This is a genomic window from Gemmatimonadaceae bacterium, from assembly GCA_020846935.1.
GTDB lineage: Bacteria > Gemmatimonadota > Gemmatimonadetes > Gemmatimonadales > Gemmatimonadaceae > RBC101.
In genome coordinates this window covers 1-21,963 of sequence record JADLCY010000004.1, presented here as the reverse complement: position 1 = coordinate 21,963, position 21,963 = coordinate 1, and the positions used below count along the sequence as shown (strand labels likewise).

At 66.5% G+C, this 21,963-nt stretch carries 22 protein-coding genes; 10 read left to right on the top strand and 12 right to left on the bottom strand.

What is annotated here, in order from left to right:
* Window position 1: 1 nt before the first annotated feature.
* Window positions 2-403 carry a copper resistance protein CopC gene (locus tag IT361_06185; protein MCC6317266.1) on the bottom strand — a complete coding sequence of 134 codons (402 nt, stop codon included), beginning with the start codon at window positions 401-403 and terminating at the stop codon, window positions 2-4.
* 260 nt (window positions 404-663) lie between these two features.
* Here IT361_06185 and pal point away from each other — a divergent pair, with 260 nt between their 5' ends.
* On the top strand, window positions 664-1,230 hold the full coding sequence (pal, locus tag IT361_06180) for a peptidoglycan-associated lipoprotein Pal (GenBank protein ID MCC6317265.1): 567 nt from the start codon (window positions 664-666) through the stop codon (window positions 1,228-1,230).
* Between the two features lie 114 nt (window positions 1,231-1,344).
* Here the strand turns inward: pal and IT361_06175 are convergent, their stop codons facing one another.
* Together IT361_06175 and IT361_06170 are read right to left on the bottom strand one after the other, a co-directional pair.
* Window positions 1,345-2,091 (bottom strand): ZIP family metal transporter, encoded by a 747-nt coding sequence (locus IT361_06175; GenBank protein ID MCC6317264.1) that lies wholly within the window; start codon window positions 2,089-2,091, stop codon window positions 1,345-1,347.
* A 7-nt stretch (window positions 2,092-2,098) separates the two neighbouring features.
* A complete protein-coding gene (locus IT361_06170) occupies window positions 2,099-2,473 on the bottom strand; it encodes a transcriptional repressor (protein ID MCC6317263.1) in 375 nt (124 codons plus the stop codon).
* A gap of 156 nt (window positions 2,474-2,629) precedes the next feature.
* On the opposite strand from IT361_06170, the gene IT361_06165 reads away from it, so the two are divergent.
* Window positions 2,630-3,421 carry a tetratricopeptide repeat protein gene (locus IT361_06165; protein MCC6317262.1) on the top strand — a complete coding sequence of 264 codons (792 nt, stop codon included), beginning with the start codon at window positions 2,630-2,632 and terminating at the stop codon, window positions 3,419-3,421.
* 73 nt (window positions 3,422-3,494) lie between these two features.
* Here the strand turns inward: IT361_06165 and IT361_06160 are convergent, their stop codons facing one another.
* The 4 genes from IT361_06160 to IT361_06145 all read right to left on the bottom strand — a co-directional run bounded on the left by IT361_06160 (window position 3,495) and on the right by IT361_06145 (window position 8,998).
* Entirely contained in the window at window positions 3,495-4,106 is a 612-nt protein-coding gene (locus tag IT361_06160) for a class I SAM-dependent methyltransferase (GenBank protein ID MCC6317261.1), read from the bottom strand.
* 14 nt (window positions 4,107-4,120) lie between these two features.
* Entirely contained in the window at window positions 4,121-6,949 is a 2,829-nt protein-coding gene (locus IT361_06155; GenBank protein ID MCC6317260.1) for a PD40 domain-containing protein, read from the bottom strand.
* A gap of 67 nt (window positions 6,950-7,016) precedes the next feature.
* Window positions 7,017-8,585: an amidohydrolase family protein gene (locus IT361_06150; protein MCC6317259.1), complete on the bottom strand. Its 1,569-nt coding sequence runs from the start codon at window positions 8,583-8,585 to the stop codon at window positions 7,017-7,019.
* A 209-nt stretch (window positions 8,586-8,794) separates the two neighbouring features.
* Complete coding sequence (locus IT361_06145) at window positions 8,795-8,998, bottom strand: dodecin domain-containing protein (GenBank protein ID MCC6317258.1); 204 nt, start codon at window positions 8,996-8,998, stop codon at window positions 8,795-8,797.
* A gap of 143 nt (window positions 8,999-9,141) precedes the next feature.
* Between IT361_06145 and IT361_06140 the strand changes: the two genes are divergently transcribed.
* Window positions 9,142-9,711 carry a hypothetical protein gene (locus IT361_06140; GenBank protein ID MCC6317257.1) on the top strand — a complete coding sequence of 190 codons (570 nt, stop codon included), beginning with the start codon at window positions 9,142-9,144 and terminating at the stop codon, window positions 9,709-9,711.
* A gap of 3 nt (window positions 9,712-9,714) precedes the next feature.
* Here the strand turns inward: IT361_06140 and IT361_06135 are convergent, their stop codons facing one another.
* Entirely contained in the window at window positions 9,715-10,404 is a 690-nt protein-coding gene (locus IT361_06135) for an SGNH/GDSL hydrolase family protein (protein MCC6317256.1), read from the bottom strand.
* 167 nt (window positions 10,405-10,571) lie between these two features.
* Here IT361_06135 and IT361_06130 point away from each other — a divergent pair, with 167 nt between their 5' ends.
* Together IT361_06130 and IT361_06125 are read left to right on the top strand one after the other, a co-directional pair.
* On the top strand, window positions 10,572-11,045 hold the full coding sequence (locus IT361_06130; GenBank protein ID MCC6317255.1) for a hypothetical protein: 474 nt from the start codon (window positions 10,572-10,574) through the stop codon (window positions 11,043-11,045).
* Entirely contained in the window at window positions 11,042-11,509 is a 468-nt protein-coding gene (locus IT361_06125) for a PaaI family thioesterase (GenBank protein MCC6317254.1), read from the top strand. The genes IT361_06130 and IT361_06125 overlap by 4 nt, the downstream gene beginning before the upstream one ends.
* A gap of 105 nt (window positions 11,510-11,614) precedes the next feature.
* Here IT361_06125 and IT361_06120 read toward each other — a convergent pair whose 3' ends face one another.
* Window positions 11,615-11,977 carry a hypothetical protein gene (locus IT361_06120; GenBank protein MCC6317253.1) on the bottom strand — a complete coding sequence of 121 codons (363 nt, stop codon included), beginning with the start codon at window positions 11,975-11,977 and terminating at the stop codon, window positions 11,615-11,617.
* Between the two features lie 237 nt (window positions 11,978-12,214).
* Here IT361_06120 and IT361_06115 point away from each other — a divergent pair, with 237 nt between their 5' ends.
* Complete coding sequence (locus tag IT361_06115; protein ID MCC6317252.1) at window positions 12,215-14,431, top strand: S9 family peptidase; 2,217 nt, start codon at window positions 12,215-12,217, stop codon at window positions 14,429-14,431.
* Window positions 14,432-14,564: 133 nt separating this feature from the next.
* On the opposite strand, the gene IT361_06110 is transcribed toward IT361_06115, so the two are convergent.
* The 3 genes from IT361_06110 to IT361_06100 form a co-directional block, all read right to left on the bottom strand.
* Window positions 14,565-15,155 (bottom strand): hypothetical protein, encoded by a 591-nt coding sequence (locus tag IT361_06110; GenBank protein MCC6317251.1) that lies wholly within the window; start codon window positions 15,153-15,155, stop codon window positions 14,565-14,567.
* Window positions 15,156-15,389: 234 nt separating this feature from the next.
* Window positions 15,390-16,736, bottom strand: a complete 1,347-nt coding sequence (locus tag IT361_06105; protein MCC6317250.1) for an ABC transporter — start codon at window positions 16,734-16,736, stop codon at window positions 15,390-15,392.
* Between the two features lie 383 nt (window positions 16,737-17,119).
* On the bottom strand, window positions 17,120-17,629 hold the full coding sequence (locus IT361_06100) for a hypothetical protein (protein MCC6317249.1): 510 nt from the start codon (window positions 17,627-17,629) through the stop codon (window positions 17,120-17,122).
* Window positions 17,630-18,348: 719 nt separating this feature from the next.
* Between IT361_06100 and IT361_06095 the strand changes: the two genes are divergently transcribed.
* The 4 genes from IT361_06095 (at window position 18,349) to IT361_06080 (ending at window position 21,754) form a co-directional block, all read left to right on the top strand.
* On the top strand, window positions 18,349-18,723 hold the full coding sequence (locus IT361_06095; protein ID MCC6317248.1) for a hypothetical protein: 375 nt from the start codon (window positions 18,349-18,351) through the stop codon (window positions 18,721-18,723).
* Between the two features lie 130 nt (window positions 18,724-18,853).
* Window positions 18,854-19,438, top strand: a complete 585-nt coding sequence (locus tag IT361_06090; protein ID MCC6317247.1) for a hypothetical protein — start codon at window positions 18,854-18,856, stop codon at window positions 19,436-19,438.
* Between the two features lie 1,344 nt (window positions 19,439-20,782).
* Window positions 20,783-21,157: an HNH endonuclease gene (locus IT361_06085; protein MCC6317246.1), complete on the top strand. Its 375-nt coding sequence runs from the start codon at window positions 20,783-20,785 to the stop codon at window positions 21,155-21,157.
* A 162-nt stretch (window positions 21,158-21,319) separates the two neighbouring features.
* On the top strand, window positions 21,320-21,754 hold the full coding sequence (locus tag IT361_06080; protein MCC6317245.1) for a hypothetical protein: 435 nt from the start codon (window positions 21,320-21,322) through the stop codon (window positions 21,752-21,754).
* Window positions 21,755-21,963 lie beyond the last annotated feature (209 nt).

The window sequence follows — 21,963 nt, the reverse complement described above, 5'->3', positions numbered from 1 at the left end:
CCTAACGAACGACGAAGGTGAACTCGCCGGTAACGGGATGCATATCCCCGGATGCGGTCTTGTAGGCGACCGTGTACCGGCCGGTGCTCACGGCGCCGGTCACGGCCACCTCCACGGGCTGCTTGACGTCGCCGGTAAAGGTGGGCTTGCCGAGGGCCACGTTCTTGCCATCGGGACCCGTCAGTCGCACCGTGGTCACCGCGATCGTCGCCGCCTCGGAGAACCAGAGCTTCACGGCCTTTGGTGTCGCTACCGTGTCGCCCTTGGATGGCTCCGACTTCACGAGGTACAGGTGAAGGCGAGCGGATGCGTAGGCCGGGGCCACGGCGGCGATGGCGCCGACGGAGGCAACGACCACGAGCGCGGCGGCCAGACGACGAAGTACGGAGCGGCGAGACGGCATGTGACGATGATGGGGGGTTGAGCGCAGCCAGGTGGGCGATCGCCTGACGGGCTTTCAAGCTACTACCCGGCGGCGCGGTCTGGTTACCGCGCTTCGCCCGATGTGTTCGGCCGGGGCGTGACGGAACATCGCGGAAATCCGTCCCCCAAACAGCGGCCGGCCTCGGCACCGTAGATGAAAGCCTGACCAGCACTTACGGGTTGTCGCGCATTGGTTTAGCCTTCGGCCGGGACGTCAACTTTCCTTTCACTGCCCTGGTCATGTCGACTTCGCGCCGCGTCCTCACTGTCGTCGTCGGTCTCGTCCTGCTCGCTAGCGCGTGCAAGAAGGCGAAACCCACCGCAGCGCCCACGCCCGCACCAACGCCCTCTCAGCCGGCCGCCACCGGCTCGACTTCTTCACCCGCGACGAGCGCCCCGGCTCCGACGGCCGACGCCAACGCCTCGGCGGTTGCCGCCGCGCTCGCCACGCTGACCGGCGTGATCTATTTCGAATACGATCAGGACGCCCTGAGCGTCGAGGCCCAGTCGCAGCTCGACGGCAAGCTCGGCGTACTCGTCGCCAACCCGGGCGTGAGCATTCGCCTCACCGGCCACGCTGACGAACGGGGCTCTGACGAGTACAACCTCGCACTCGGCCAGCGCCGCGCCGCTACCGTCAAGCGATACCTCACTGACCGCGGGATCTCGGACACACGCGTGTCGATCGTGTCCATGGGTGAGGAGCGCCCGGCCTGCACCGAGGCCGACGAGTCGTGCTGGCGCCGCAACCGCCGCGCCGAGGTCGAGGTGACGAGCGGCAGCGTCACCGCTCCGGCCCGTCGTTAGGCGACCTGGATCCACGAAGGCGCGGACCGCGTACCGAAAGCCTGATCCTCCGTTTCACCCCTTTTCGTCCGCAACCGGGAAGATCGCGGGTGGCGCGCCGCCCCGCCCACCCGCTCACCCCCGTAGCGTCACCGCGGTGACGACCAGTCCAATCAGCGCGAGCGCGAGCTTGCGCACGCCATCGGTGCGTGACGCCGTGGCCTGGTACTCCGCGCGCGCGATCGCGCCAGCCAGGTAGACGAACGTCCCGGCCGCAAACGGCACGAGTGCCGTGCCGATCGCGGCCACCCGCGTCCCGAGCGTGAGGGTGGCGAGCGCTCCCGCCACCGCGCCCGCCGCGGTGAGCGCATTGAACGCCAGCGCCCTGCGCACACTCATGCCACCCCGGACGAGGATCGCGAACGTTCCCAGCTCGCGGGGCAACTCGTGCAGGGCGATCGCCGCGGCCGTGAGGATGCCAAGCGATGCATCGCCGAGGTAGGCAGCGGCGATCAGCATGCCGTCGATCACGTTGTGAAGCGCATCGCCGGCCATGGCGAGCGGCAGGAGGCCCGAGGCTCCGAGCGCCGACGCCGAGCCGGTGGTCGCCTCGACGCTCGCGCGATGCACGAGTCGGTCGACCACGAGAAACACCGCAAAGCCCGTGAGACCGAGGAGCCACGTGCCGCGCCCGCCCTTGGCGGCCAACGACTCGGGGATGAGGTGAAAGAACGCTGCCCCCGCGAGCGCGCCCGCGGCGATGGGCACCAGGCGAGGGATCAGCCGTTCGAGGCGCGACGCGCGCCACGACGCCAGCATCATCGCGGCCATGGGGATGGCCGAGATGAGGGCGACGGCGGCGAGACTGCCGGACCAGGTCATGTCTGCCTCACGCCGCGCCGCATTGCGCGCACCGCCCGTAGAGCACGACGTCGTGCCCATCGAGTCGAAACCCGGGAGGCGCGTACCGGGCAAGGTTGCCTGGGCATCCCTCGACCTCGTACAACCGATGGCACTGACGACAATGGAAATGGTGGTGGTGCCCGAGGTGCGCGGTTTCGTAGCGCGGTGGCGTGCCGGGGATCTCCACGAGGTGAGCGGCCCCGTCCTGGATCAGCGCGCGCAGCGCGCGATACACGGTGGCGAGCCCCAGTTGCGGCACGTGGTGCCGGGCCGCGTCGAGGACCTCGACCGGCGTCAGGGGACGTTCCGCCGCTGCGAGCGCCGCTTCGATGGCCTGCCGTTGCCGGGTGCGTCGTTCCATGTGCTAATGATAGCGTATTCTCAATTGGGTGCCACTCGCGGCCCTTATTCCACTGGACGGATGGCACGAGACTACCCGACACCCCGGCGGCGCAACACGCGTAACCTGCTTCCATCGCCCTGTCTATTTTGGAGCCACCCTCATCCGGCACGCGCCATGACTGCCCTCGCTGCACGACACTGCTTCGTAAGCGCGCTGCTGGCCCTGGCCGTTGGCCCCGCTGCGGCGCTTGCGCAGGCGCCGAACAATCCGGCCTGGGTCGACTCGGTCGCCGGACTCATCGCCCGCGGCACGATGGCCATGGACATCCAGGCGTTCGATCAAGCCATTGGCATGGTCGATCGCGTCCTCGCCATCACGCCCTCGGGCGGAGTGATGTTGCACTACAAGGGCTACGCCCTCTACAGGAAGGCGAGCCTCATGCTGGCACGCCGGGCCAGGGGATCCGAGATCAAGCCCATGCTCGAGGAGGCGAACGATGTGCTCGAGCGGTCAGCGGCCGTGCTCGACTGGCCGGAGACGCGCGCGCTGCGCGCCGCCATTCTTGGTCAGCTCATCCGCACTGGTGGCATGCTGACGGTCATGCGACTTGGCCCTCGGGCAAACGACGAGTTCAAGGAGGCGATGCGTCTCGATCCGGCAAACCCGCGCGTGCTGATGCTCCGCGGGGTCTCCGCCATCTACAAGCCCAGGATGTTCGGCGGCGGTCGTGACAAGGCGGAACGCGACCTGCGCAAGGCACTCGAGTTGTTCGAAACGGACCACCCAGTGTCGCCCGCGCCGTCGTGGGGCCACGCCGAGGCGTTTGGGTGGCTGGGTCAGGTGCTGGCGCTGGACGGGAAGGTCGACGACGCCCGACAGGCCTACCAGCGGGCACTGGCACTCGAACCGCAGAACGGCTGGGTGCAGGACGCGCTGCTCCCCGCGCTCGACTCCCTGAAGCGTTAGGCGACGATACGCTCCTGATGATCGTCACTCGACCTGCGCCGCACGCACGAGGACCGATCGCGCGCCTGCACGCCTAACGCGCGCGCTCCAGCGCCGAGGCAATGCCGGCCATGTCGCTGCGCAGGTACAGGTGCATGCCGAGCGCTTCCCACCCGGTCCGTCGCAGCAGGCGGCGCCACGACGCCGGAGAGCGGGCCGCCGAGCGTGTAAAGTCGCCCGTGGCGTCATCGGCCGAGCTGAAGATTTCGAAGTACGCGGCCCCGACGCAGAGATACGTGAGCGCGTCGAGCCCGCGCGCCAGCTCGCGGGCGCTCACATAGTTCATCACGCCGCAGCAAAGAATCAGGTCGAAGTCGTCGGGCAGGCCCAGGGTGCCGACGTTGCCAAAGCCGCCCAGGCGGATGTTGCGGCGCTTTCCGTACCGCTCCACCGCGTAGGTCGAGGGATCCACACCGAAGTACTTCGCTCGGGGCCGCAGACGCCTGAGCGCGACGCTCCAGTTGCCTTCGCCCGCTCCAACGTCGAGCACCTTCGTCACCGGCCGCTCGAGCAGGTATTCGGTGGCGCTGATGACGAACGCGAGCTGGCGATCGATATCGAGCCGCGACTTCACGCGCGTGCGTGACTGACGATACCACTTGTCGAAGTAGGCTTTGTCGTAGTGACTCGCGGGGCGAACCGGCATGAGAGGTCGATTGGCTACTGCGGGAGGGTGAGGACGAACTCGGCGACCGCCTTCCGGTCCTGCGTGAGGCGCTGCATCAGGCGCACGCCGAGCCGCATGGTGGAGCGGGTGCCAAAGGGGGCAACGTCGGCCGTGACTTCGCCACCGACGGCGCGGTACTGCACCACGCGCGTGTTGGCACGATCGCTCGCACGAGCGGCGTCGCCGAGCACTGCACCCTGCACTCGGCGCACGTAGAGCAGCGGGCCGATTGCCAGATCGGGATACCACAGTGGCATGGCGTAGCTCACGCCGATGCGCGTCAGTCGATCGGCGTACCGACGCCCGAAACCGCGCGGAAACGGCACTTCGCTGGAGAACCGATAATTGGTCGGCCGCTGCTCTTCGTGGCCGGCCTCGAGGACGATGCCGTGGTTGGCAAAGACTCCCGGCACGATGGCCGTGGTGCGCAGCGCAGCGATGTGACTGTCGGTGTCGCTCGACTCTGGCGTGTGGCGATACACGCCGAAGGCGCTCACGCCGGTCTGGAACAGGTCCCGAAATGCCGCGGCACGCACGTGGCTCGCGGCCAGAACATACGACACCGGCATGAACGTGCCGTCGTTCTGGTCGAAGCGGAAACGCACGGGCTGGTTGGCAATGTCGGTGAGGCCGACCCCCACCGTGGCGACCAGCGACTGCCGGCGCTGCCCGTTGAGCCGTGTGAGCGGAAGCCTCGCCGCGAGATTCACGCTGCGCTCGTCCCAGCCAAACCGGCGCGCAGTGCCGGCGCTGTCCACAAACGACGACGTGCGAGAACCGAGTCTTGCACTGCCGTCGACGATCACGGGCCACCCGGCATAGCTCGCCCCGGTCTCCACCGCGAATGTGCGCTCGTTGGTGTTGAAGGTGACACCGAGGTTCATGCCGAAGGTGTTGAGGAGATTGCGCGATTCGATGGCGAGGCCCGTGTTGAGGTCGTCGCTCGTCGGCGCGATGGTTCGACTGTGAAAGTCGAACGCGCGCGACCAGCCCCTGAACGGGCGCACGGGGAATGTCTCGACCTCGATGGGGACGACCCTGACGAGGCGCGACTCCTGCGCGACCACCGAATCGGCAAAGAGCACCTCGTGCAGGGGCACGTCCGACGCGGGCTGAAAGCGCGAGCGATCGAGCGGGGCTTCGGCGATGTCGTATCCGCGTGGTCCGTAGTCCGAGAAGAGTAGGCGCCTGCCGTCGGCTGACGGCGCGGGCCAGCTGGCCCCGAACCTTCGCGAGGCCACACGCCACGTGGCACCGCCGAGCGAGTCCACCGCCCAGATGCCGTCGAGCCCGGAGCGCGGCGATCCGAAGACCACCAGATCCTGCACCGCCTGTGGTCGCGAAATGCCCCACGGGACGTAGTCGATCAGGGTGCGCTCCGCCCCGCCGTCGAGGGACACGCGGACGAGCGCATTGCCTCGCACCTCGTCGATGCGCACCACCAACAGGCCGCGCCCGTCGGACGTGAAGGTCGGCGTGACCAGCGTCGCGCGCTCGTCAGGCAGCCGCTGCATCACCGCGCCCGAAGCCGCGTCGAGGATCACGAGGCGCGAGCGACGTTCGGGCGTGAACTCGACGGCAACGATGCGCTGCCCGTCGGGGGAGAGCTGGGGGCCGTAGTACCGCGAGCGGTCGGTGAGGCGTGTGACCTTGCCCGTGGAAAGGTCGAGGCGCTTGAGCACGAGATAGCTGCGTTCGCCCCAGCGGGAATCGGCTTCGTATTCTGCCCACACCGCGCGATCACCTCGCACGTGAAACTGCAGGTCGCCAAAGAGGCCCGCGCGCTCCACCAGGACCTCGCGACGATCGCCGCGCAGCCGAACGATCTGCGATACGGTGTTGAGGTCGGAGTACGCGGCGATGACGCTGCCATCACCGGCGTATTGCGGCTGCGACCAGACGCGATAGTCGGGAGCGGCCGGCGATCTGATCTCGGCGGGCGTTTCGGCGATCGCGGCGCGCTGCTCGCGCCACATGGAATCGATCTCGGCGACAGCGGCGCGATGAACGGCCGGGATTGCACGTCCGGTCTCGCGTTTGAGCGCCATGCTGAGCGCCCACGGCGCCAGCGGATTGCGCGTGGCACGCCGGATGACGCGCCGCCACGCCGAGTCACCGTAGTGCCGACGGACCCAGCTCGTGATGACGTATCCCTGCTCATACCAATCGGGCAGCGCGGTGCGATACGTCCCCTGCCACGCCGGGTAGTACTCGTATGGCGCTCCCTCGGCGGTGAGCGCGCGCATGCGCGCCGTGAACGCGGGCTGCCGGCCACGTCCCATCGCCGAGAGCGCCGTTTCCATCCCAACCGCATCGCCCTCCCAGAACCACGCTGGGAAGTAGATGCTGCCCAGGGTCGAAAGCGTATTGTCACCGAACAATCGCGCGGCCAACCCAACCCAGCCGCTGCGCACCGCCTCCTGCTGGACCACGTGGCGGCCCTCGTGCCTGGCGAGGAGCGTGAACCACTCCATGGGCCCGAAGGCGTCCACGGTGGGATTGGGCGCGGTGTACCATTGGGAGCGCCGCGGCGACCAGGCGACGTAGGCGTTGGCAACCATCGACTGATTGGCGAGCACCACCGGGATGCGTGGCGGTGCAGCGCCGAGACTCGCCTGCAGCGATGGATAAGCCGCCTCGAGGAGCCTCGCCACACGCTGCGCCTCGGCGCCTAACGGGCGCGGATGGATGACCGTGAAGTGGGGCGCGTCGAGTCGGTCCCAGGACAACCCGGGCGGATGCTGCAGCGTGTTGAGGCGCGTCGTCAGCGGTACCTGCGCATGCAGACTCGCCGAGCCGGTCATGCCGAGCACCACCAGCATGGCGCACCGGATCCACGAGATGCGAGGGGCTGCACGAGGGACGGCAGCCCGCGACGACGCCACTGGGCTACTCCACACCGCGCCAGAGCCCGCGACCGGCCAGCACGGTGGTGAGCTTTCCACCATCCACGGCGGCTGCGCCGTTCACGAACACGTACGACATGCCTTCGGCCAGGAGAGTGGGCGATTCGTAGGTCGAGCGCTCGCGTACCCGGGTCGGGTCGAACACCAGGACGTCGGCGAACGCGCCCACGGTGAGGGTGCCGCGGTTGGCAATGCCGAACGCGCGCGCCACATCTGCGCTGCTCCGTCGCACGAACGTCTCGAGCGGGATCACGTGCTTGTCGAGCACGTACGTCCGAAGCTTGAGCGGATACGTGCCGTACTTGCGCGGGTGACCATCCGAACCGTCGCTGCCGGTCATCACGAAGTCCTCGCGCATGAAGTGCACGATGTCGTCCTCATGCATGTTGAACGACGCCACCGACGCGTCGCCGCCAAGGATGATGTCGAGCCCGGCGATCACGGGTTCCACGCCGCGTGCCGCGGCGATCTGCTCCAGCGTCTTGCCGGCAATGTCTCGGCGCGAGCTCTCGGTAATGAGCAGCGCGCCTGCGCCGTTGCGTCGCCGAAGGTTCTCGCGCATGTCGGAGAGCAGTCGCTCGCGAGTGGCCGGATCGGCCGCACGCTTGCGCAGGGAATCTCGCCCACCCGCCTCCGCCCAGCGCGGCAGGAGCGCCGCCCCCACGGCGGTCCCGCTGGCGGGGTATGGGTACTGATCTGCGGTCACGTCCTGGCCGGCGGCGCGCGCCGCCCGGATCATGGCGATGACCGAGTCACTCCGCCCCCACACGTCGACGCCAAGCGCCTTGATGTGGGCGATGTGCACGGGCATTCGCGCCTCGCGACCAACGCGGATGGCCTCGGCGACCGCGCCCACGAGCCCGATGGTGTACGAACTCTCGTCACGCAGGTGGGAATCGTATACGCCGCCACGGGACGCGGCCTCCCTGGCGACGGCGATCACCTCTTCGGTCGAGGCGTAGCTCTGCGGTGCGTAGTACAGGCCAGTGCTGAGGCCGAGCGCGCCTCCGTCCATCGCTCGCGCGACCATGCGTCGCATGGCGTCGAGCTGCGACGGCGATGCCGCGCTGCTACTCGCGCCGAGCACGCGACCGCGGAGTGTGCCGAAGCCGACAAAGAGTGCCGCATTGGTCCCGATGCTGTCGGCGCCATACCTGGCGAGCGCTGCGCCCACGTCCACCGGGCCACCACCGTCGTTTCCGGTCACGACCGTGGTGACGCCTTGCATCAGGTACGCCGCGTTGTGCCGGCGCGCGCGCTGCGGACTGGCGAGGTCGGCAGCGGTATGCGTGTGCGGGTCGATGAAGCCCGGAGTCACGACCAGGCCGGTCGCGTCGATCGTGCGCGCCGCCGACACGCCGGACACCCGTGCATCACCGAGAAACGTGATGCGGTTGCCCGTGATGCCGACGTCGGCGACGCGCGCAGCGGCCCCGGTGCCGTCGATCACGCGACCACCGCGGATCAACACATCCGTTCGCAACTGGGCCGTCGCACCGATCGGTACGACCACCAGTGCCCCGACCAGCAAACGCGAAACCAGGGACGGCATGTATCTCCCATGTCACCAGGTGAGCCGCCAAGGTATCGGCTCCCACGGCGGAGCGACACCCGGCGTGCGGCGGCCCCGCCGGATCGACGCTCGACGCCGGTGACGGTGGCGACACGGAGAGGATCCTCCGCCTCGCGATCCTGCAAGCCCGCTGGCACAGGCGCGCTGTGTCTGGTTTGGCGGCGCGCCGGGGGTGACGTTGCGAGCGATCAGTCAGTGAGCACGAAAGTGACCTTCATGTTGACTCGGTACGCGACGATCTTGCCGTTGCTGCACTCGACCTTCATGCTCGCGACCCACGCGCCCTCCACGTTGCGCAGCGTCTTGTGGGCGCGTTCGATGCCCTTGTGGATCGCATCGTCGAAGGACGTGGGCGACGACGAAATGATCTCGGTGACCTTGGCCACGGACATGTCTGGACTCCTGCGGAGGGTGAGTGCGCCGCCGCCCGTCGTGAGCGACCAGCTGCCAGCCTAGTATCTCGCCCGTCGTCGCCGCCCGCCACTCTCGCCGTCGTGGTGGACACCGGGCCGTTTCCACGAGCATTCTCCATCGCATGCTCGATGTCACCTACGAAGTGGCCCTCACGTCGCAGCTCCGTTCGCATGGCTTGGCTGGCGGGTGTGCCCTGGTGCGGATCACGGAAGACTGTGTCGACCTCACCGGGGCGGACGGCGGGAAGCTGAGCGTTCGCCTCGATGACATCATCCGTCTGCGCGTGGGCTACCTCGACGGTCGCTCCCGAAGCTACGAGAGCAGGCTCTGGCGCTGGGAGGATCCGAAGCCACTGCGCCTGGTGCCCCTCGTGGCAACGTGGCGAGAGTACGGAGTCGCCACGCGCGATCTGGCCGCACGTCTCGAGCAGCGCGGTCGGCGGCATTGTCTCGAACAAGGGTCGTCCAGAGCCGATGCGATCTTTGGTATCGTCGCCACCGGACTGATCGCCATCGCGTCCGTCGTGATCTCCCTGGTCGCTCTCGAGCAGGAACCCTGGTGGGGAAGGCTGCTCGTTCCCGTGTTTCCGGTTTGCCTCTTCGGGTTGCTGCTGTACATGGGTGTGCGGCGCTACTGGCCGCGCCCGATCAACTCGCTCGCCGAACTCGACGTGCAGCTCCCGCCCACGTAGCGATCATCGGGTCCCCAACAGCGCCTGGGCGATTCCTCGCTCGACGAGCGGTACCATCACGCGGTAGCCCGCTTCGGTGGGATGCACCCCATCGGCCGCGAGGCCCCGGGGAAGCCCGAGGCGCTCATCGGCCATCGCGGAGTGGTAGTCCACGTACGTCGCGCCTCGCCGGGCCGCGAGCGCGCGGATCATGGTGTTGAGGGCCACGATCTTTCCGGCCGGCTCGAGTCCGCGGCGCCACGGATAGTCAAAGACCGGCAACACGGAACACAGCACGACCCGTATTCCGTTCGCCTGCGCGATCTCCGTCATCGACGCAATGTTCTGTTCGATCATCGCCAGGGTGGCCGGGCCGGTATTGCCCGCGATGTCGTTCGTACCGGCGAGAATGACCACGACCCGCGGCGCAAGGGCAACGACGTCCTGCCGGAATCGCACGAGCATCTGCGGTGTGGTCTGCCCGCCGATTCCACGACCGATGTATGGCTTTCCGGGAAACATTGCCTCGAAGTATCCCGCCCAGCCCTCGGTGATCGAGTTCCCATAGAAGACGACGCGCGACTCGTCGGCGCGAGGGGCCGGCAGTGCGGCGTTCGCCTCACGATAGCGCTGCAGGTAGGCCCAGTCCGTGCGCAGCCGCTCGTCGGCGGACTGGGCGTCGAGTGGTGCGGTGACGAGGAACAGGCCGGCCATCGCCGAGAGCAGTTGAAGGCGAGTCATGAGGGCGAAAGGAGACTCACAATGGTGCGGCGACCTCCACCCATACCGCAACGCCCTCGTATGGTCTTGTACGCCAGGCGTGTGCACGCGCGATTGCTGCTATAGTTCGGCTCTCGCGCGCGCCAATGCCCAGTTCATCCGTGTCTCGCCTCGTCTCGATCGCAGCCCTTGCGTCGGTCGCCCTCGCCGGGTGCGCGCACCGCACCCGCTCGGGGGCTGCCGACATCCCGGGATTCATGCAAGGCACGTTCATTGACGACTACGACAATCGCTACACCATCTCGATGAGCGAGTGGCAGCAGCACCCCGCGTTGCGCTATCACGTCGTGCATGTCGAGGTCGGTGGCGCCTTTCTCATCGCGCGCAACGACGCGACCAACCGCACGGACCCGGGACGATGGACGCGCATTGACTGGGTGCAGCTCAACGCGTTGCCGCCATACGAGTGGGGATTCTGCTACAGCGCGTGGCAGGCACCCACCCGCGCCGTCGCGGAAACCGTGAGCGTGGCGCGGCCGGAGCAGCCGCGCACCGGCTGCAACGGTTATCCGTACACGCGCATGCGCCCCGCGCCCGGATCACCACCCGCATCCCCTCCGATCGACCGACGATGACCGCGATTCAGGATCTGTATCCCGACGATTTTGCGCACTGCCATGGGTGCGGCCGACTCAACACCCATGGGCTGCACCTCAGGAGCGAGTGGCAGGACGGTGAAGGCGTGGCGCGCTTCCAGCCAGCTCCGCACCACATCGCGCTCCCCGGTTTTGTCTACGGTGGACTGCTTGCCTGTCTGGCCGACTGCCACGCGATGGCGACCGCGGCGGCCGCCACGATGATTGCGGCGGGCGCCGTGCCGGGCCGCGACGAGACGCCGCGCTTCGTGACGGCATCACTCCATGTGGATTATCGGCGCCCTACGCCACTCGGCCCTGAACTCGTGTTGCGCTCGCGCGCCGTCGAAGTCAGCGAGCGCAAGGTCGTGGTGGAACTCGGCGTGTTCGCCGATGACGTCGAATGCGTCCATGCGCGCGTCGTCGCGGTACGCGCCCCATCCACGATGCGCCCGCGGCCCTGACACGCCGAAGAGCGACCGGTCGACGACGCACTCCTCGCGCGTGCATGAGGCGCGAGACGACCGGCGAAGTCGCCTCACGCCTTTACGCGGGTCCTTCGCCCAACATCAGAACGGCGGGATGAAGAGGTTGACCTTCGCCCCGACCTCGATCGGGATCTCGTCGCTCACCTGGTTGCTGCGCGTCCCGATCGGATGCACCGCAAAGCGCAGTGACGTGCCGTTGAAGGCCAGATCGCGGGGGATCGCCAGCGAACTGACCGTCATCCCGGTCACTGTGCCCAGTCGCTGCACGCGGAGACCGTTGACCGCGTAGATCACCGCGTCGTGGAAGCCGGAGTTCTGCACCTCGACGACCGTCCTGCCCTTCTTGAGCGTGGCGTCGTCCGTCGGATATCGATAGGCGACGGGCTTGCCCAGCCCCGTCGCGAGCGCCGCTCCCAGCGCGAAATGCATCATCATTGCCCGCATGGTTCCCTCCGTGAAAGTCGTGCCTTCATGCCTCTGTACACGGGAGACACGTGGGGTTCCTGGGTTCCACGGCCCGCCGGTTGTCCGGAGTTGGCCCTGCCGCCCGGGAGGCCGCCAGCGTGCGCGCCCACGGCACCGACGTCTCGTTGCCTTGACCCGGAGTGAACGCGGGCAAGAATTGATGCGTAGTGGTCATGCTGCCTTCGGACCATCGCCTTGCCCTACCTGGAGTCTCCCATGCGCCGTTCGACGTTCACCCTGTGTGCGCTCGCCCTTCCCGCCGCCCTCGCCGCCCAGGCGCCGCGGCCGATGACGTTCCTCGACCAGCAGCTCATGAAGCAGGCTGGCGCTCCGGCGCTGAGCCCGGACGGCTCACGCTTGCTGTACACGCTGTCCGTGCCGAACTGGAAGGAGGCGCGCCGCAACACCGACATCTACGTCGTGAGCACCACGGGTGGTTTGCCCACCACGCGTCAGCTCACGTTCACGAAGGACAAGAACGAGAACACGCCGCGCTGGACGCGCGATGGGAAGCTCTTTGTGTTTGCCTCCAATCGCGACGGCGCGACGACTCAGCTCTACGTGATGTCGCCGGACGGCGGCGAGGCGCAGAAGATCACCGACGCGAAGGACGGCGTCGGCAACTTCCAGTTCACGCGTGACGGCCAGCGGCTCATCTTCGCGGCCGGCAAGCCCGACGAGCAGCAACTCTGGTCCCTCCCGGCCGGCGCGCTCGCCGACGGCAAGGCCACTCAGCTCACGCGCCACGCGACGCCCATCGGCAACTGGCAGCTCTCGCACGACTCGCGTCGCGTCTATTTCGTGTCACCCGACTCGGTGGACAAGCTCAACAAGGAACGCCTCGAGAAGAAGTTTGACGTGCGCATCCGCAATCAGGACGTGCCGCTCAACCACTTGTGGATGGCCGATATCGCGTCGGGCCAGGAGAAGCGCCTCACGCAGAGCAGCGACTTCTCTGTCGAGGGCATGACGTTTTCAGATGACGGAAAGTGGGCCGGGATCCGCGCCCTGCCCAACGATCGCTACGCGCGCACCGTCACCGAAGCGAACAACACGGGCGACCTCTACCTGCTCAACATCGAGTCGGGCAACCTGGAGCGGCTGACCAACAACAAGGAGATCACCGAGAGCAACCTGTCCTTCGCGCCCGATGGGCGCACCATCGCCTTCTCGGCATCGGACGACTTCGTGTACTTCAAGGCGAACAAGGTCTACACCCGCGCCATCGACGCGGTGAACGGCCAGTGGACCAAGCTCGGCGGCGGCTACGACGGTGACGTGACGATTGGCTGGTGGAGCCCGGACGCGAAGACCGTCTACTTCGGAGACGGGGTCCGCGCCACCAACCAGCTGATGCAGCTCGATATCGCCGGCAACGCGGTGAAGGCCGTGACTGACGTCAAGGCCGCGCTCAATGCGACCCTCGATCAGGAGAGCGGCAAGATCCTCATCACCTACGCCGACCCGAAGACGCCGCCCGTGCACTTCGTGGTCGACAAGGTTGGCGACGTGGCGACGCGATCCGCGTGGCGGCAGGTGACCAACGCCAACCCGCAGGTCGCGAACTTCCAGCTCGGCGATGAGGAGGAGATCTGCTGGGCCTCGGTCGACAAGAAGCAGACCTGCGGCATCCTCGTGAAGCCTGTTGGCTACGAGGCCGGCAAGCGGTATCCGCTCATCGTCGCGATCCATGGCGGCCCGCAGTCGGCCGATGTGTTGAGCTTCAACGGTGGCTACGGCGCCCAGGCATACGCCGGCGATGGCTACATGGTGCTCAAGCCCAACTACCGGGGTTCGACCAACTACGGCGAGGCCCACAAGTGGGGCATCGTGAACGACTACTTCAAGAAGGGCTACGAAGACATCATGACGGGCGTGGACCACCTGATCGCCCAGGGACTGGTCGACTCCAGCAAGATGGGCGTGCTCGGCTGGTCGGCCGGTGGCCACTGGACCAACTGGATCATCACCCACAACACGCGCTTCAAGGCCGCTTCGTCAGGCGCGGGCACCGTGAACTGGATCTCGATGTACGCGCAGTCGGACATGCAGTACGTGCGCATGCACTACCTCGGCAACAAACTCCCGTACGGAGACTTCGAGCCGTACTGGAAGCAGTCGCCGATCCGCTACATCTCGGCAGCGAAGACCCCGACGATGATCCACGTCGTCGATGGGGATCCGCGCGTGCCGCGACCGCAGAGCGAAGAGCTGCACATGGCGCTCAAGAAGCTCGGTGTGCCGACTGAACTGTTCGTGTACCCCGGCCAGTCTCACGGCATTCCGGACGCGCGCAATCAGCTGCTCAAGTCCGTGGCCGAGAAGGCGTGGATGGACCACTACATCCTCGGGAAGGGCGGCTTCAAGTGGCAGGATGTGCTCAAGACGCTCGAGGAAGGCGCCGAGCAGCGGACCGCGACCACCAGCCCATAGCGACCGCGTCGCTGGAGGTCACCGGACTGCCAGGGCACGGCAAGGGGGAGGGCTCACGCGAGCCCTCCCCCTCTTGCTGCGTGCACGCACGCAGGCGGACCAACGGCCTTCCGAGTGCCCGCTCGCCGCTCCGCTACCGATGCCAGAGTTTGAAGCGATAGGGCATGAGGGGGTGCGCGGCGCCGATCATGATCTGCGCGCGCGCGTCGTCGTAGAGCGGCACCCCGACCTGAACGAACGGCGCGATGCCGTGGACGGGCAGTCGCAGCGCCAGCACGGACTCGATCCACGCATTCGCTCGATCGGAGCTCCCGAAGGCGCCACTCACCATGCCGGCGCCCACGGAGAAGTGCACGAGCTTCTCCTGCCTCGTCGGAACGACCTGCAGCACGGTGGTGAACTGCGGACTCCCACCGATCCTGGGAACGAAGATCGCGTTGGCGGCGAGTTGCACGTGCTGCGTCCCGAGGCCCGCCTGGGCGCGGACGTTCACAAAGCCGGTCTGCAGCTTGGGTGTACCGTCCTTCTCCGGCAGCAGGAAAAGGCCGCCGTTCAGGTCGATGTGCGGAGCACCGATGGTCCACCCGCGGGTGTCGCCGACGCGAAACGCGGCCTGCGAGGCGTGGGCATCGTAGGGCATGGACATGGAGCCCGTGGCCTGTGCGGCGCCAGGCGCCGGCATGGCGAGAATGGCGAGAGCAATGATGGTCGTACGATTCGTCACAGCGATCGACCTCCGAGGTGATGTGGCGTGCGAGACCAGTACGCCGCAGGTCGCGCCCCGGATTGTTGAAGCTGGACGGTATCGACGACAATGTTTCTGAGCGTCAGAGACCGACGGGCGTTAGGCGTTGGGGTTCCCTTCCCTCCTTCCGCAAGTGCCTGCAGACGATGGGGGGCGAACGCCGTGGCGCCCGCCCCCCATTTCCTCCCTCAGTGTTGCCCGCTCGGGTGGCCGCTACCGGCCACTGCCCGACTTCTTGAGATCCTGGAACGAGGCTGCGTAGCTCAGCCGGTTCGCGCGTACCCGACTGGTGGAGATCGGGGTTACGTCGACCGTCGCGACGGCCGACAGCACCATCGTGTTGGACAGGTCGAAGTACAGCGGGAAGTCGCTCGGCCCCGGCAGGAGCACCGACGAGCAGGCCATCGTCAGATCGGTGAGCCCGGTGGTGATCTGGTGCGGACGCAGGGACGACGCGGGCAACGTGTTGTAGCCGCAGTTCACGGCCCCGCCGGTGTTGGTCATGACGGCGCCCATGTCCAGCAGCAGCTGGTTCTCCAGGTCGATGCCGGCCTGCGGGTAGTAGCCAAGCCATTCACCGATGAACACCACGCGCCCGCCTTCGTCGGCGAACTGCTTGAGCGCGTTCACTTCGTCGACGGTGAAGGCCTCGAGGGGCGTCCACAGCCAGAGTGACTTCCAGTTGGCTCCCTGACTGGCGATGAGGTCGTCCAGCGTTCCCGATGACGAGGTGATGTCCACCATGCTGAAGCCCTGTCCGGTGATCGCAGCGCGGGCGGAGGCCATGTTGGTGTTGTTGCACTCGTCGTTGCCGGCCGGGCTGCAGACCGAGTTCCGGCCGCGGTCCCACGCGACCTCGGTAGCCGAGTTGCGCGGACCGGCCGTGGTGAAGTTCGCGAGGTTCTGCACGAGCTTCACGTTGTTCGCGTTCACCATGGCGTTGCCATCGAACACGTTAATGTCGTTGAACACCACGATGTCCTTGCCTGGCGGCGGCGGAGGCGGCGAGCCGCAGCGCTGCACGGGGTGGACGAAGTACTCGTGCCTGGCCGGCGGGTTGATCTGCGTGCCATCGCCGTACACCACGCCCGTCGCCGGGCCACGCTTCGCGATGCCGATCGCCGCGATGACCAGGTCGGTGCCCGGCGTACCACCCACGGCGCTGAGTGGGATCACGTACTCGTACGTGCTGACGTTCGGATTGTGGAAGGCCTGGTAGGGAAACACCCCCAACCGTGGCGTGCCGTTCGGCAGCAACGGAATGCTCGACGCCGAGCCGCCGGCCCACACGAACGACTCCTTCAGCCGCCACTCGCTCACGAGCGTCGCGGTGAAGATCACGTGCAGATCGTTGGCGTCGTTCCACGCCTCCACCGTGCCAACGGATTGTCCGTTGGATGCCAGCTCCAGGTTCACCGTCGTGGTGACCCCACACGCCGCCGCGCTCCCCACATCGAATGCCGGGCGCGTCGCGACCGGCCCTCCCGGCGTCAGCGGGCTGTCGCTGCATGCCGTCACCACCGCCAACAGCGCGGCGGACACTACCCTTGCGCGTACCATAGGGACTCCTCCTTGAGGTGTCACACTGCCACCGGAAGGGTCCGCGGTACGGTGCCGTGCATCGGGGGCGGGCGACCGGCCAGGGACACGACGCGCGTGCCTCTAACCATCTGCTGCCGGACTGCCCCCGACCATCGTCCTGCCCCGTCGCATGTGGCGAGCGTGTGCTGCGGGCGCTGGCAGGTACAAAGTCCGGGCCAGACTCGGCCGTTCTGGCCGTACGGGCCCAGGGAGCAGTCGAGTTGCTTGACCTGAGAGTGTTTGCAACCCCGGACATACGGGCCACCTGGGATCCGCGCCGAGCGTGGTGCGTGCGTGGTGCGCCGTTCCCGGCAGTCTCCTCGCCGACGCCGTGGTCGCGCCGTCAGCTCGATGCCGGCGGGCTACCGGCAGCGCGCGGCTGCCACCACCTCGAACGCGAGTGTATTGGCGCGATTGAATCGGAGGATCCGCTGCACCATCTCTGGCGGATTCAGCGCGAGCGCGCGCGCGTACCGCTGCACCGTTGCGGTTTCCGCCTCCAGGGCCACCTCGCACGCACCCTCGAGCGAGGCATAGATCTCGATGCCTTGAACGGCGCCCGTGGGGCGGCTCGGTGGGAAGGCCGGGTAGGACCGATAGATCTGCAGCAGGCTCGCCGCGCGGCTCTCCTGTACCGGTTCCATCTCTCGGAAGGGCGACACCGTGCCGAAACGCTGCATCACCTGTTGGTACCGCGCGCCGGCCCTCCACTCATCGGTGAGCAGTGAGTCCAGCACCGCAGCCACGGCCGGAGCCAGCGGCTCCACTGGCGTGAACCCGTCTCCATCGGCGCAGGCTGCCGTCATCAGGAGGAGGGCGCCAAAGATTGCCGCGTGGCGCGAGCGGTACTGGCTGTGGCGGCGTGTCATCATGACCGCAAGGACAAGCGAGTCGCGTGCCAGCACGTGTGGGCCATGACACGCACGCCGCGTGATGATTGCTGTCGCCGACGTGATGCGGTCGAAGCGATGTGCGCGCCCGCCGGACATTTTGCCCGGGGAGCGGCATTCCTTGCCGGGCGTTCGGACGGCCGCGATCGCTCGTGGCTGCACGGCGTAGGTAGTGCGGATGGGCCGTCGTCGCGGGACCGGTCGCGAGCGGCTGATCGTGAGGGCGCAGCGGCTCCCGGTTTGAGCCATGGCTGTGCCATCTATGGCAACGTGGCAGTTCGGGCAGCGCGTGCTGGGTAGCGCGTGGCGCCAGCGCGTTCCGCTCAGTGCGTGCGACACCGCTGATTGCCTACAGTGCAGGCGTATCTGCCGTGGATTGGTCGCGTGGCCAGATATCACGACATGGCGGGACGTGAGCCGGAGCGGGTGGTGTCGTGGTGTACGAGACGGCGAAGGTGCTGCAGGTGTGTGGTTTCCCTCCCTGCGGTGGACCCGTTCCTGGATTCAATCGGGTGCTGGGGCACGCGTTTTCGGGAGATTCCGGGGCGTTGCAAACGCGCGGGCTTTGCAGGCTAACGGCGGGGGGCTTCTGGCACGTGCCGTTGCGGGTTTGCAGGCTGGGCGGTAGGCTCGAAGCAGCCGAAAAAGTAGTTATGCGGCCGGGCGCGAAGGCACGTACCCTAGAATGAGGCAGCGCTGCCGTGCGAAAGCAGTACTACTTTTGGGCTTCCATCCGCGGCCTCTTGGCCTGGGACGTCGACCGCTTGATCGAGCTTTCGCGCCACCTGCCGCGGAAGCAGATCCCGCTGACAGAGATTCGAGAACTTGCCGAATCTTGGTCCGGCGACAATGAGCGGCAAAGCTGGCAGGCGATGATCGGGCACATGAGGCTGATCGAACAGGCAGATCTATCGTACCCGATAATCCTGTCATCGCGAGGTGCTGTCATGGACGGAATGCACCGGGTAGCCAAGGCCGTACTACAGGGTAGGCAGGGAATCGAAGCAGTGCAGTTCGATCAAGATCCGGAGCCGGACCACGTTGGCCGCGGACCCGATGAGCTTCCATACGAGTGAGACGCCGCATAACACACGCTGGAGCAGACAGCCGAGCTATGGTATGCTCGCTCCGCTCGCACTAATGCCTTCGGCTGCAGCTCAGCTTCCACGTTACACCGCTCATCGACCTTCGTGGCGCAGATCATAAATGCAAATCGATGTGAGCTTTCAAGGTCCATTCCGGTTCATCGGCGGCCCAGAGCCGCTCGTTTTCAATTGCGCAGCGGCATTAATGAGCGGCCTCTATCTCTGGGTCGGCCCTGGGGAAGACGACGGTGGGTGGATCATCTACGTTGGCGAGACCGGCAAGCCCTACCGGCTCCGGTTTCTGGACCACCTGCAGCGGCAGTTAAGTGGGTCGTATAGCGCTTGGAGCATTCCCGAGTGCCGGCGGGGCCAAGTGCGGCGGGTTTGGAGCGGATACGGATGGCGGGGAGACGGGTGGCGTTCCGCAATCGAGCATCTTGAACACTTGGAACGACGCGCTCCCGTGCTCAGGGAGTATCTCGAGTATCTAGAGATCTGGCTTGCGCCGCTTCCCGATATTGAGCAATTGAACAAGCGTGCGGAGGCGGCGCTTCTGGAGCACCTCCGGAAGCAAGGTGGCAACGTGAAGGACATGGTCACCGGGAACCGAAGCCACGGCTTCAGCGCGAATGATCGTCCGTTCACTCTATTGATGAGTTGTCCACGTAGGCTTCACGGCTTTCCTGTCGAACCGCTTACCGCGTGAGCGGTCTAACAGGAATTGGAGCTGGCAAGGGCTGCGCTGCGGACTCGCGGCCTGCGGCCGCGTCCTATTGGGTGCCCTTGCAGCTCAATTCTGACCGTTAGGCCTCACCGAGCAGTGCCTCGGGCACCTTGAGAGCACTTCGGCGTTCGCGCGAGCACCACTTCCGCGTGTGACGCTTTCCTTTACGGTGAGGTCCGTGTCGTTGACGTGCCGTGGTGGCGCGTCCAGCAGCATGCCCCACATTGTGAAGCTCGCTTTCATCGTCGCGCTTTCGGTTCTCAGCGTACCCGGCCAGGTCGCCGCGCAATGGCGGGCGGAAGCGCTCGGCCACTTCGAAGGGGGAGGCGTTCAGGGCGCAGGTGCGGTGGCTGCGCTCGGAGGTAGCGCCGCTTTACGATTCCAACGTGTCGAGTTTCGCGCGGGCTCGTCGCGCTTCGGCATTGCGACTGGGTGCGACGGATTCTGTGATCTTCACGATGCTCGCGTGATTGAAGTGGGCGCGGGCTTCGCGTTTGGCGATCACCTACCTGAGCGGGCTTGGACGGCGGGAGCAACCATTGCTCGCGTCAGGGAGCGGCATGACACCCCTCGTCCGATGGCCGCTCTCTATCTCCGGCGCCCGTGGACCCTCGCGAGCGCCCTTGTGGCCGCCACCGAGCTACGCGCACACGCCTTACCTATCCGCGGCCACGGAACTGGCGTCGGCTGGGCTCTGCGACTCGGGTTGGGCGCGGCCGCCGGATCGTCACGAACACGTGAGCCCTAACTGGCGTTGCAGCAGACGGCGGAGGTATGGTACGCGCTGAGGCACTCGCTGCGCTCGTGTCCACAGCGCGATCTTATGGATTCCGCCGCAGCTGACCTTGAACGTTATGCGGAGGTTGATTGATGGTCGGCAAGAGCATCGAGGAGCAGCTCCGCGACCACTTGGCATCTCTGAAGCCCAAGGCACCCGCCGCACCTGACGTCCCGCTCAAGCGACGCGACACCTCAGTCGATTTCTCGTCGCCTCTGGAGGCTGCGCGCTTAGAGAAGGCGCGAATAGAGACCGGACTCGTCAGCAATGATCGGTCAGCCCCGCCGCCGCCGAAGCGTCCTCACGTTCCTGCAAGCCCCGAGTGGGTACCTCGAGTCCGACACCGCCAGGACTTGAAGCGTCGCGGCTTGCCGTACCTCGGGTCCGTAAGGTCCGTGGATCCTGCTCGGCGTACAAGCCATTGCTACAACTGCAAGGCTACCGTCGACAGTCAGCTTCATGCGCTGTGCTCTGCCTGTACGCTGCTGAACATCATCTGTCCACAGTGTGGTGCGTGCGGTTGTGGCTGGTCTTCCGCCGCGACCATGGTGGCTAGCGACATCGACTTTGGCGACGACGTTGAATCATGGCTTGTCAACGAGAACGGTGTCCTCGTGTTTCCAGGTTCCGTTGCCGGCCTGCCTGCCGACGAGGCTGCAAACGAGCGTCGTGCAGCCTACGCCGAGTACCTGAAGAGTTCGGTATGGAGAGCGAAGCGAGAGGGGGCGCTGAAGAACGCCTGGTTCCGCTGTGAGGAGTGTGGCGACCAAGATGCCGGCCTTCACGTTCATCACGTATCGTACGACCGTGTGGGCGGAGCCGAACTCCCGAAGGATCTACAGGTGCTTTGCGAGGACTGCCATTACCACCATCATGCGTTCGCGCGAGCGTATATGGACTATGTTCGCGGCCGCCCCGCATAACGATGCTTGGTGGCTGACAGCCACGCTGTTGAAGCGGCCGCTGCGCGGCCGCATCTCATTGAGTGTCTGCAGCACAAGCAAACGTTATGCCGACGAGCGCGACTCGATGAGGTTCGTGTGAGTTTTGGTGGGAAGCGTCCAGAGGTGGGCTGGAGCCTCCACATGCCGGGCGGTTGGAGCGCCCAGTTGGACCGTGCTAGGAGATGGCATGCCCGCTTGCAGCTGGCAGCGTCGCCCACAGACCGGTACGACTTTCTGTTCGCGTTCTTCGAGAATGCGTTTCACCTGCGCGACTGGCTCGCGGATTCCGGCGCCGTGAAGCAGTCCGATCTGGATGCATTCATCGAGTCGAGCGCCGAGATGCGCCTGTGTCGCGATCTCGCCAACTCGCACAAGCATCACACCATTCGTTCCCCAAGCCAGCCCGCCCCTCCATCGGAGGCGCTAGAGTACGACCCCTCAGGGGGCAATCTCGGAAACGGGACGTCCGTAGTCATCCTCAGCGACGGAACGAAATGGGACGCGTTAGAGCTCGCGAGCGCGGTGATGAGGAAGTGGGACGGCTTCGTGGAGGGCGAGCGGCCGGGAGCGGCATAACGGCGCTTGGTGACTGATGGCCGCGCTATTGATGGCGGCCGCTCCGCGGCCGCATTATTGGAGCGTCCACAGCACAAGCTGACGTTATGCAGACAGGAAGGAGTATTGATGACTCGACGGTCGGCTAGAGACGATAGCGAGCGTGCTCGCTTAGGGCAGTTCGCTGGCCAGTACCTGGTCGATAGTGTCTATACGCAGCTGCTCGGCCT

Coding starts and splice junctions, on each gene's coding strand:
- IT361_06185 (MCC6317266.1), bottom strand. CDS start 403: ATGCCGTCTCGCCGCTCCGTACTTCGTCGTCTGGCCGCCGCGCTCGTG.
- pal (MCC6317265.1), top strand. CDS start 664: ATGTCGACTTCGCGCCGCGTCCTCACTGTCGTCGTCGGTCTCGTCCTG.
- IT361_06175 (MCC6317264.1), bottom strand. CDS start 2,091: ATGACCTGGTCCGGCAGTCTCGCCGCCGTCGCCCTCATCTCGGCCATC.
- IT361_06170 (MCC6317263.1), bottom strand. CDS start 2,473: ATGGAACGACGCACCCGGCAACGGCAGGCCATCGAAGCGGCGCTCGCA.
- IT361_06165 (MCC6317262.1), top strand. CDS start 2,630: ATGACTGCCCTCGCTGCACGACACTGCTTCGTAAGCGCGCTGCTGGCC.
- IT361_06160 (MCC6317261.1), bottom strand. CDS start 4,106: ATGCCGGTTCGCCCCGCGAGTCACTACGACAAAGCCTACTTCGACAAG.
- IT361_06155 (MCC6317260.1), bottom strand. CDS start 6,949: ATGCTGGTGGTGCTCGGCATGACCGGCTCGGCGAGTCTGCATGCGCAG.
- IT361_06150 (MCC6317259.1), bottom strand. CDS start 8,585: ATGCCGTCCCTGGTTTCGCGTTTGCTGGTCGGGGCACTGGTGGTCGTA.
- IT361_06145 (MCC6317258.1), bottom strand. CDS start 8,998: ATGTCCGTGGCCAAGGTCACCGAGATCATTTCGTCGTCGCCCACGTCC.
- IT361_06140 (MCC6317257.1), top strand. CDS start 9,142: ATGCTCGATGTCACCTACGAAGTGGCCCTCACGTCGCAGCTCCGTTCG.
- IT361_06135 (MCC6317256.1), bottom strand. CDS start 10,404: ATGGCCGGCCTGTTCCTCGTCACCGCACCACTCGACGCCCAGTCCGCC.
- IT361_06125 (MCC6317254.1), top strand. CDS start 11,042: ATGACCGCGATTCAGGATCTGTATCCCGACGATTTTGCGCACTGCCAT.
- IT361_06120 (MCC6317253.1), bottom strand. CDS start 11,977: ATGCGGGCAATGATGATGCATTTCGCGCTGGGAGCGGCGCTCGCGACG.
- IT361_06115 (MCC6317252.1), top strand. CDS start 12,215: ATGCGCCGTTCGACGTTCACCCTGTGTGCGCTCGCCCTTCCCGCCGCC.
- IT361_06105 (MCC6317250.1), bottom strand. CDS start 16,736: ATGGTACGCGCAAGGGTAGTGTCCGCCGCGCTGTTGGCGGTGGTGACG.
- IT361_06100 (MCC6317249.1), bottom strand. CDS start 17,629: ATGATGACACGCCGCCACAGCCAGTACCGCTCGCGCCACGCGGCAATC.
- IT361_06090 (MCC6317247.1), top strand. CDS start 18,854: ATGCAAATCGATGTGAGCTTTCAAGGTCCATTCCGGTTCATCGGCGGC.
- IT361_06080 (MCC6317245.1), top strand. CDS start 21,320: ATGCCGGGCGGTTGGAGCGCCCAGTTGGACCGTGCTAGGAGATGGCAT.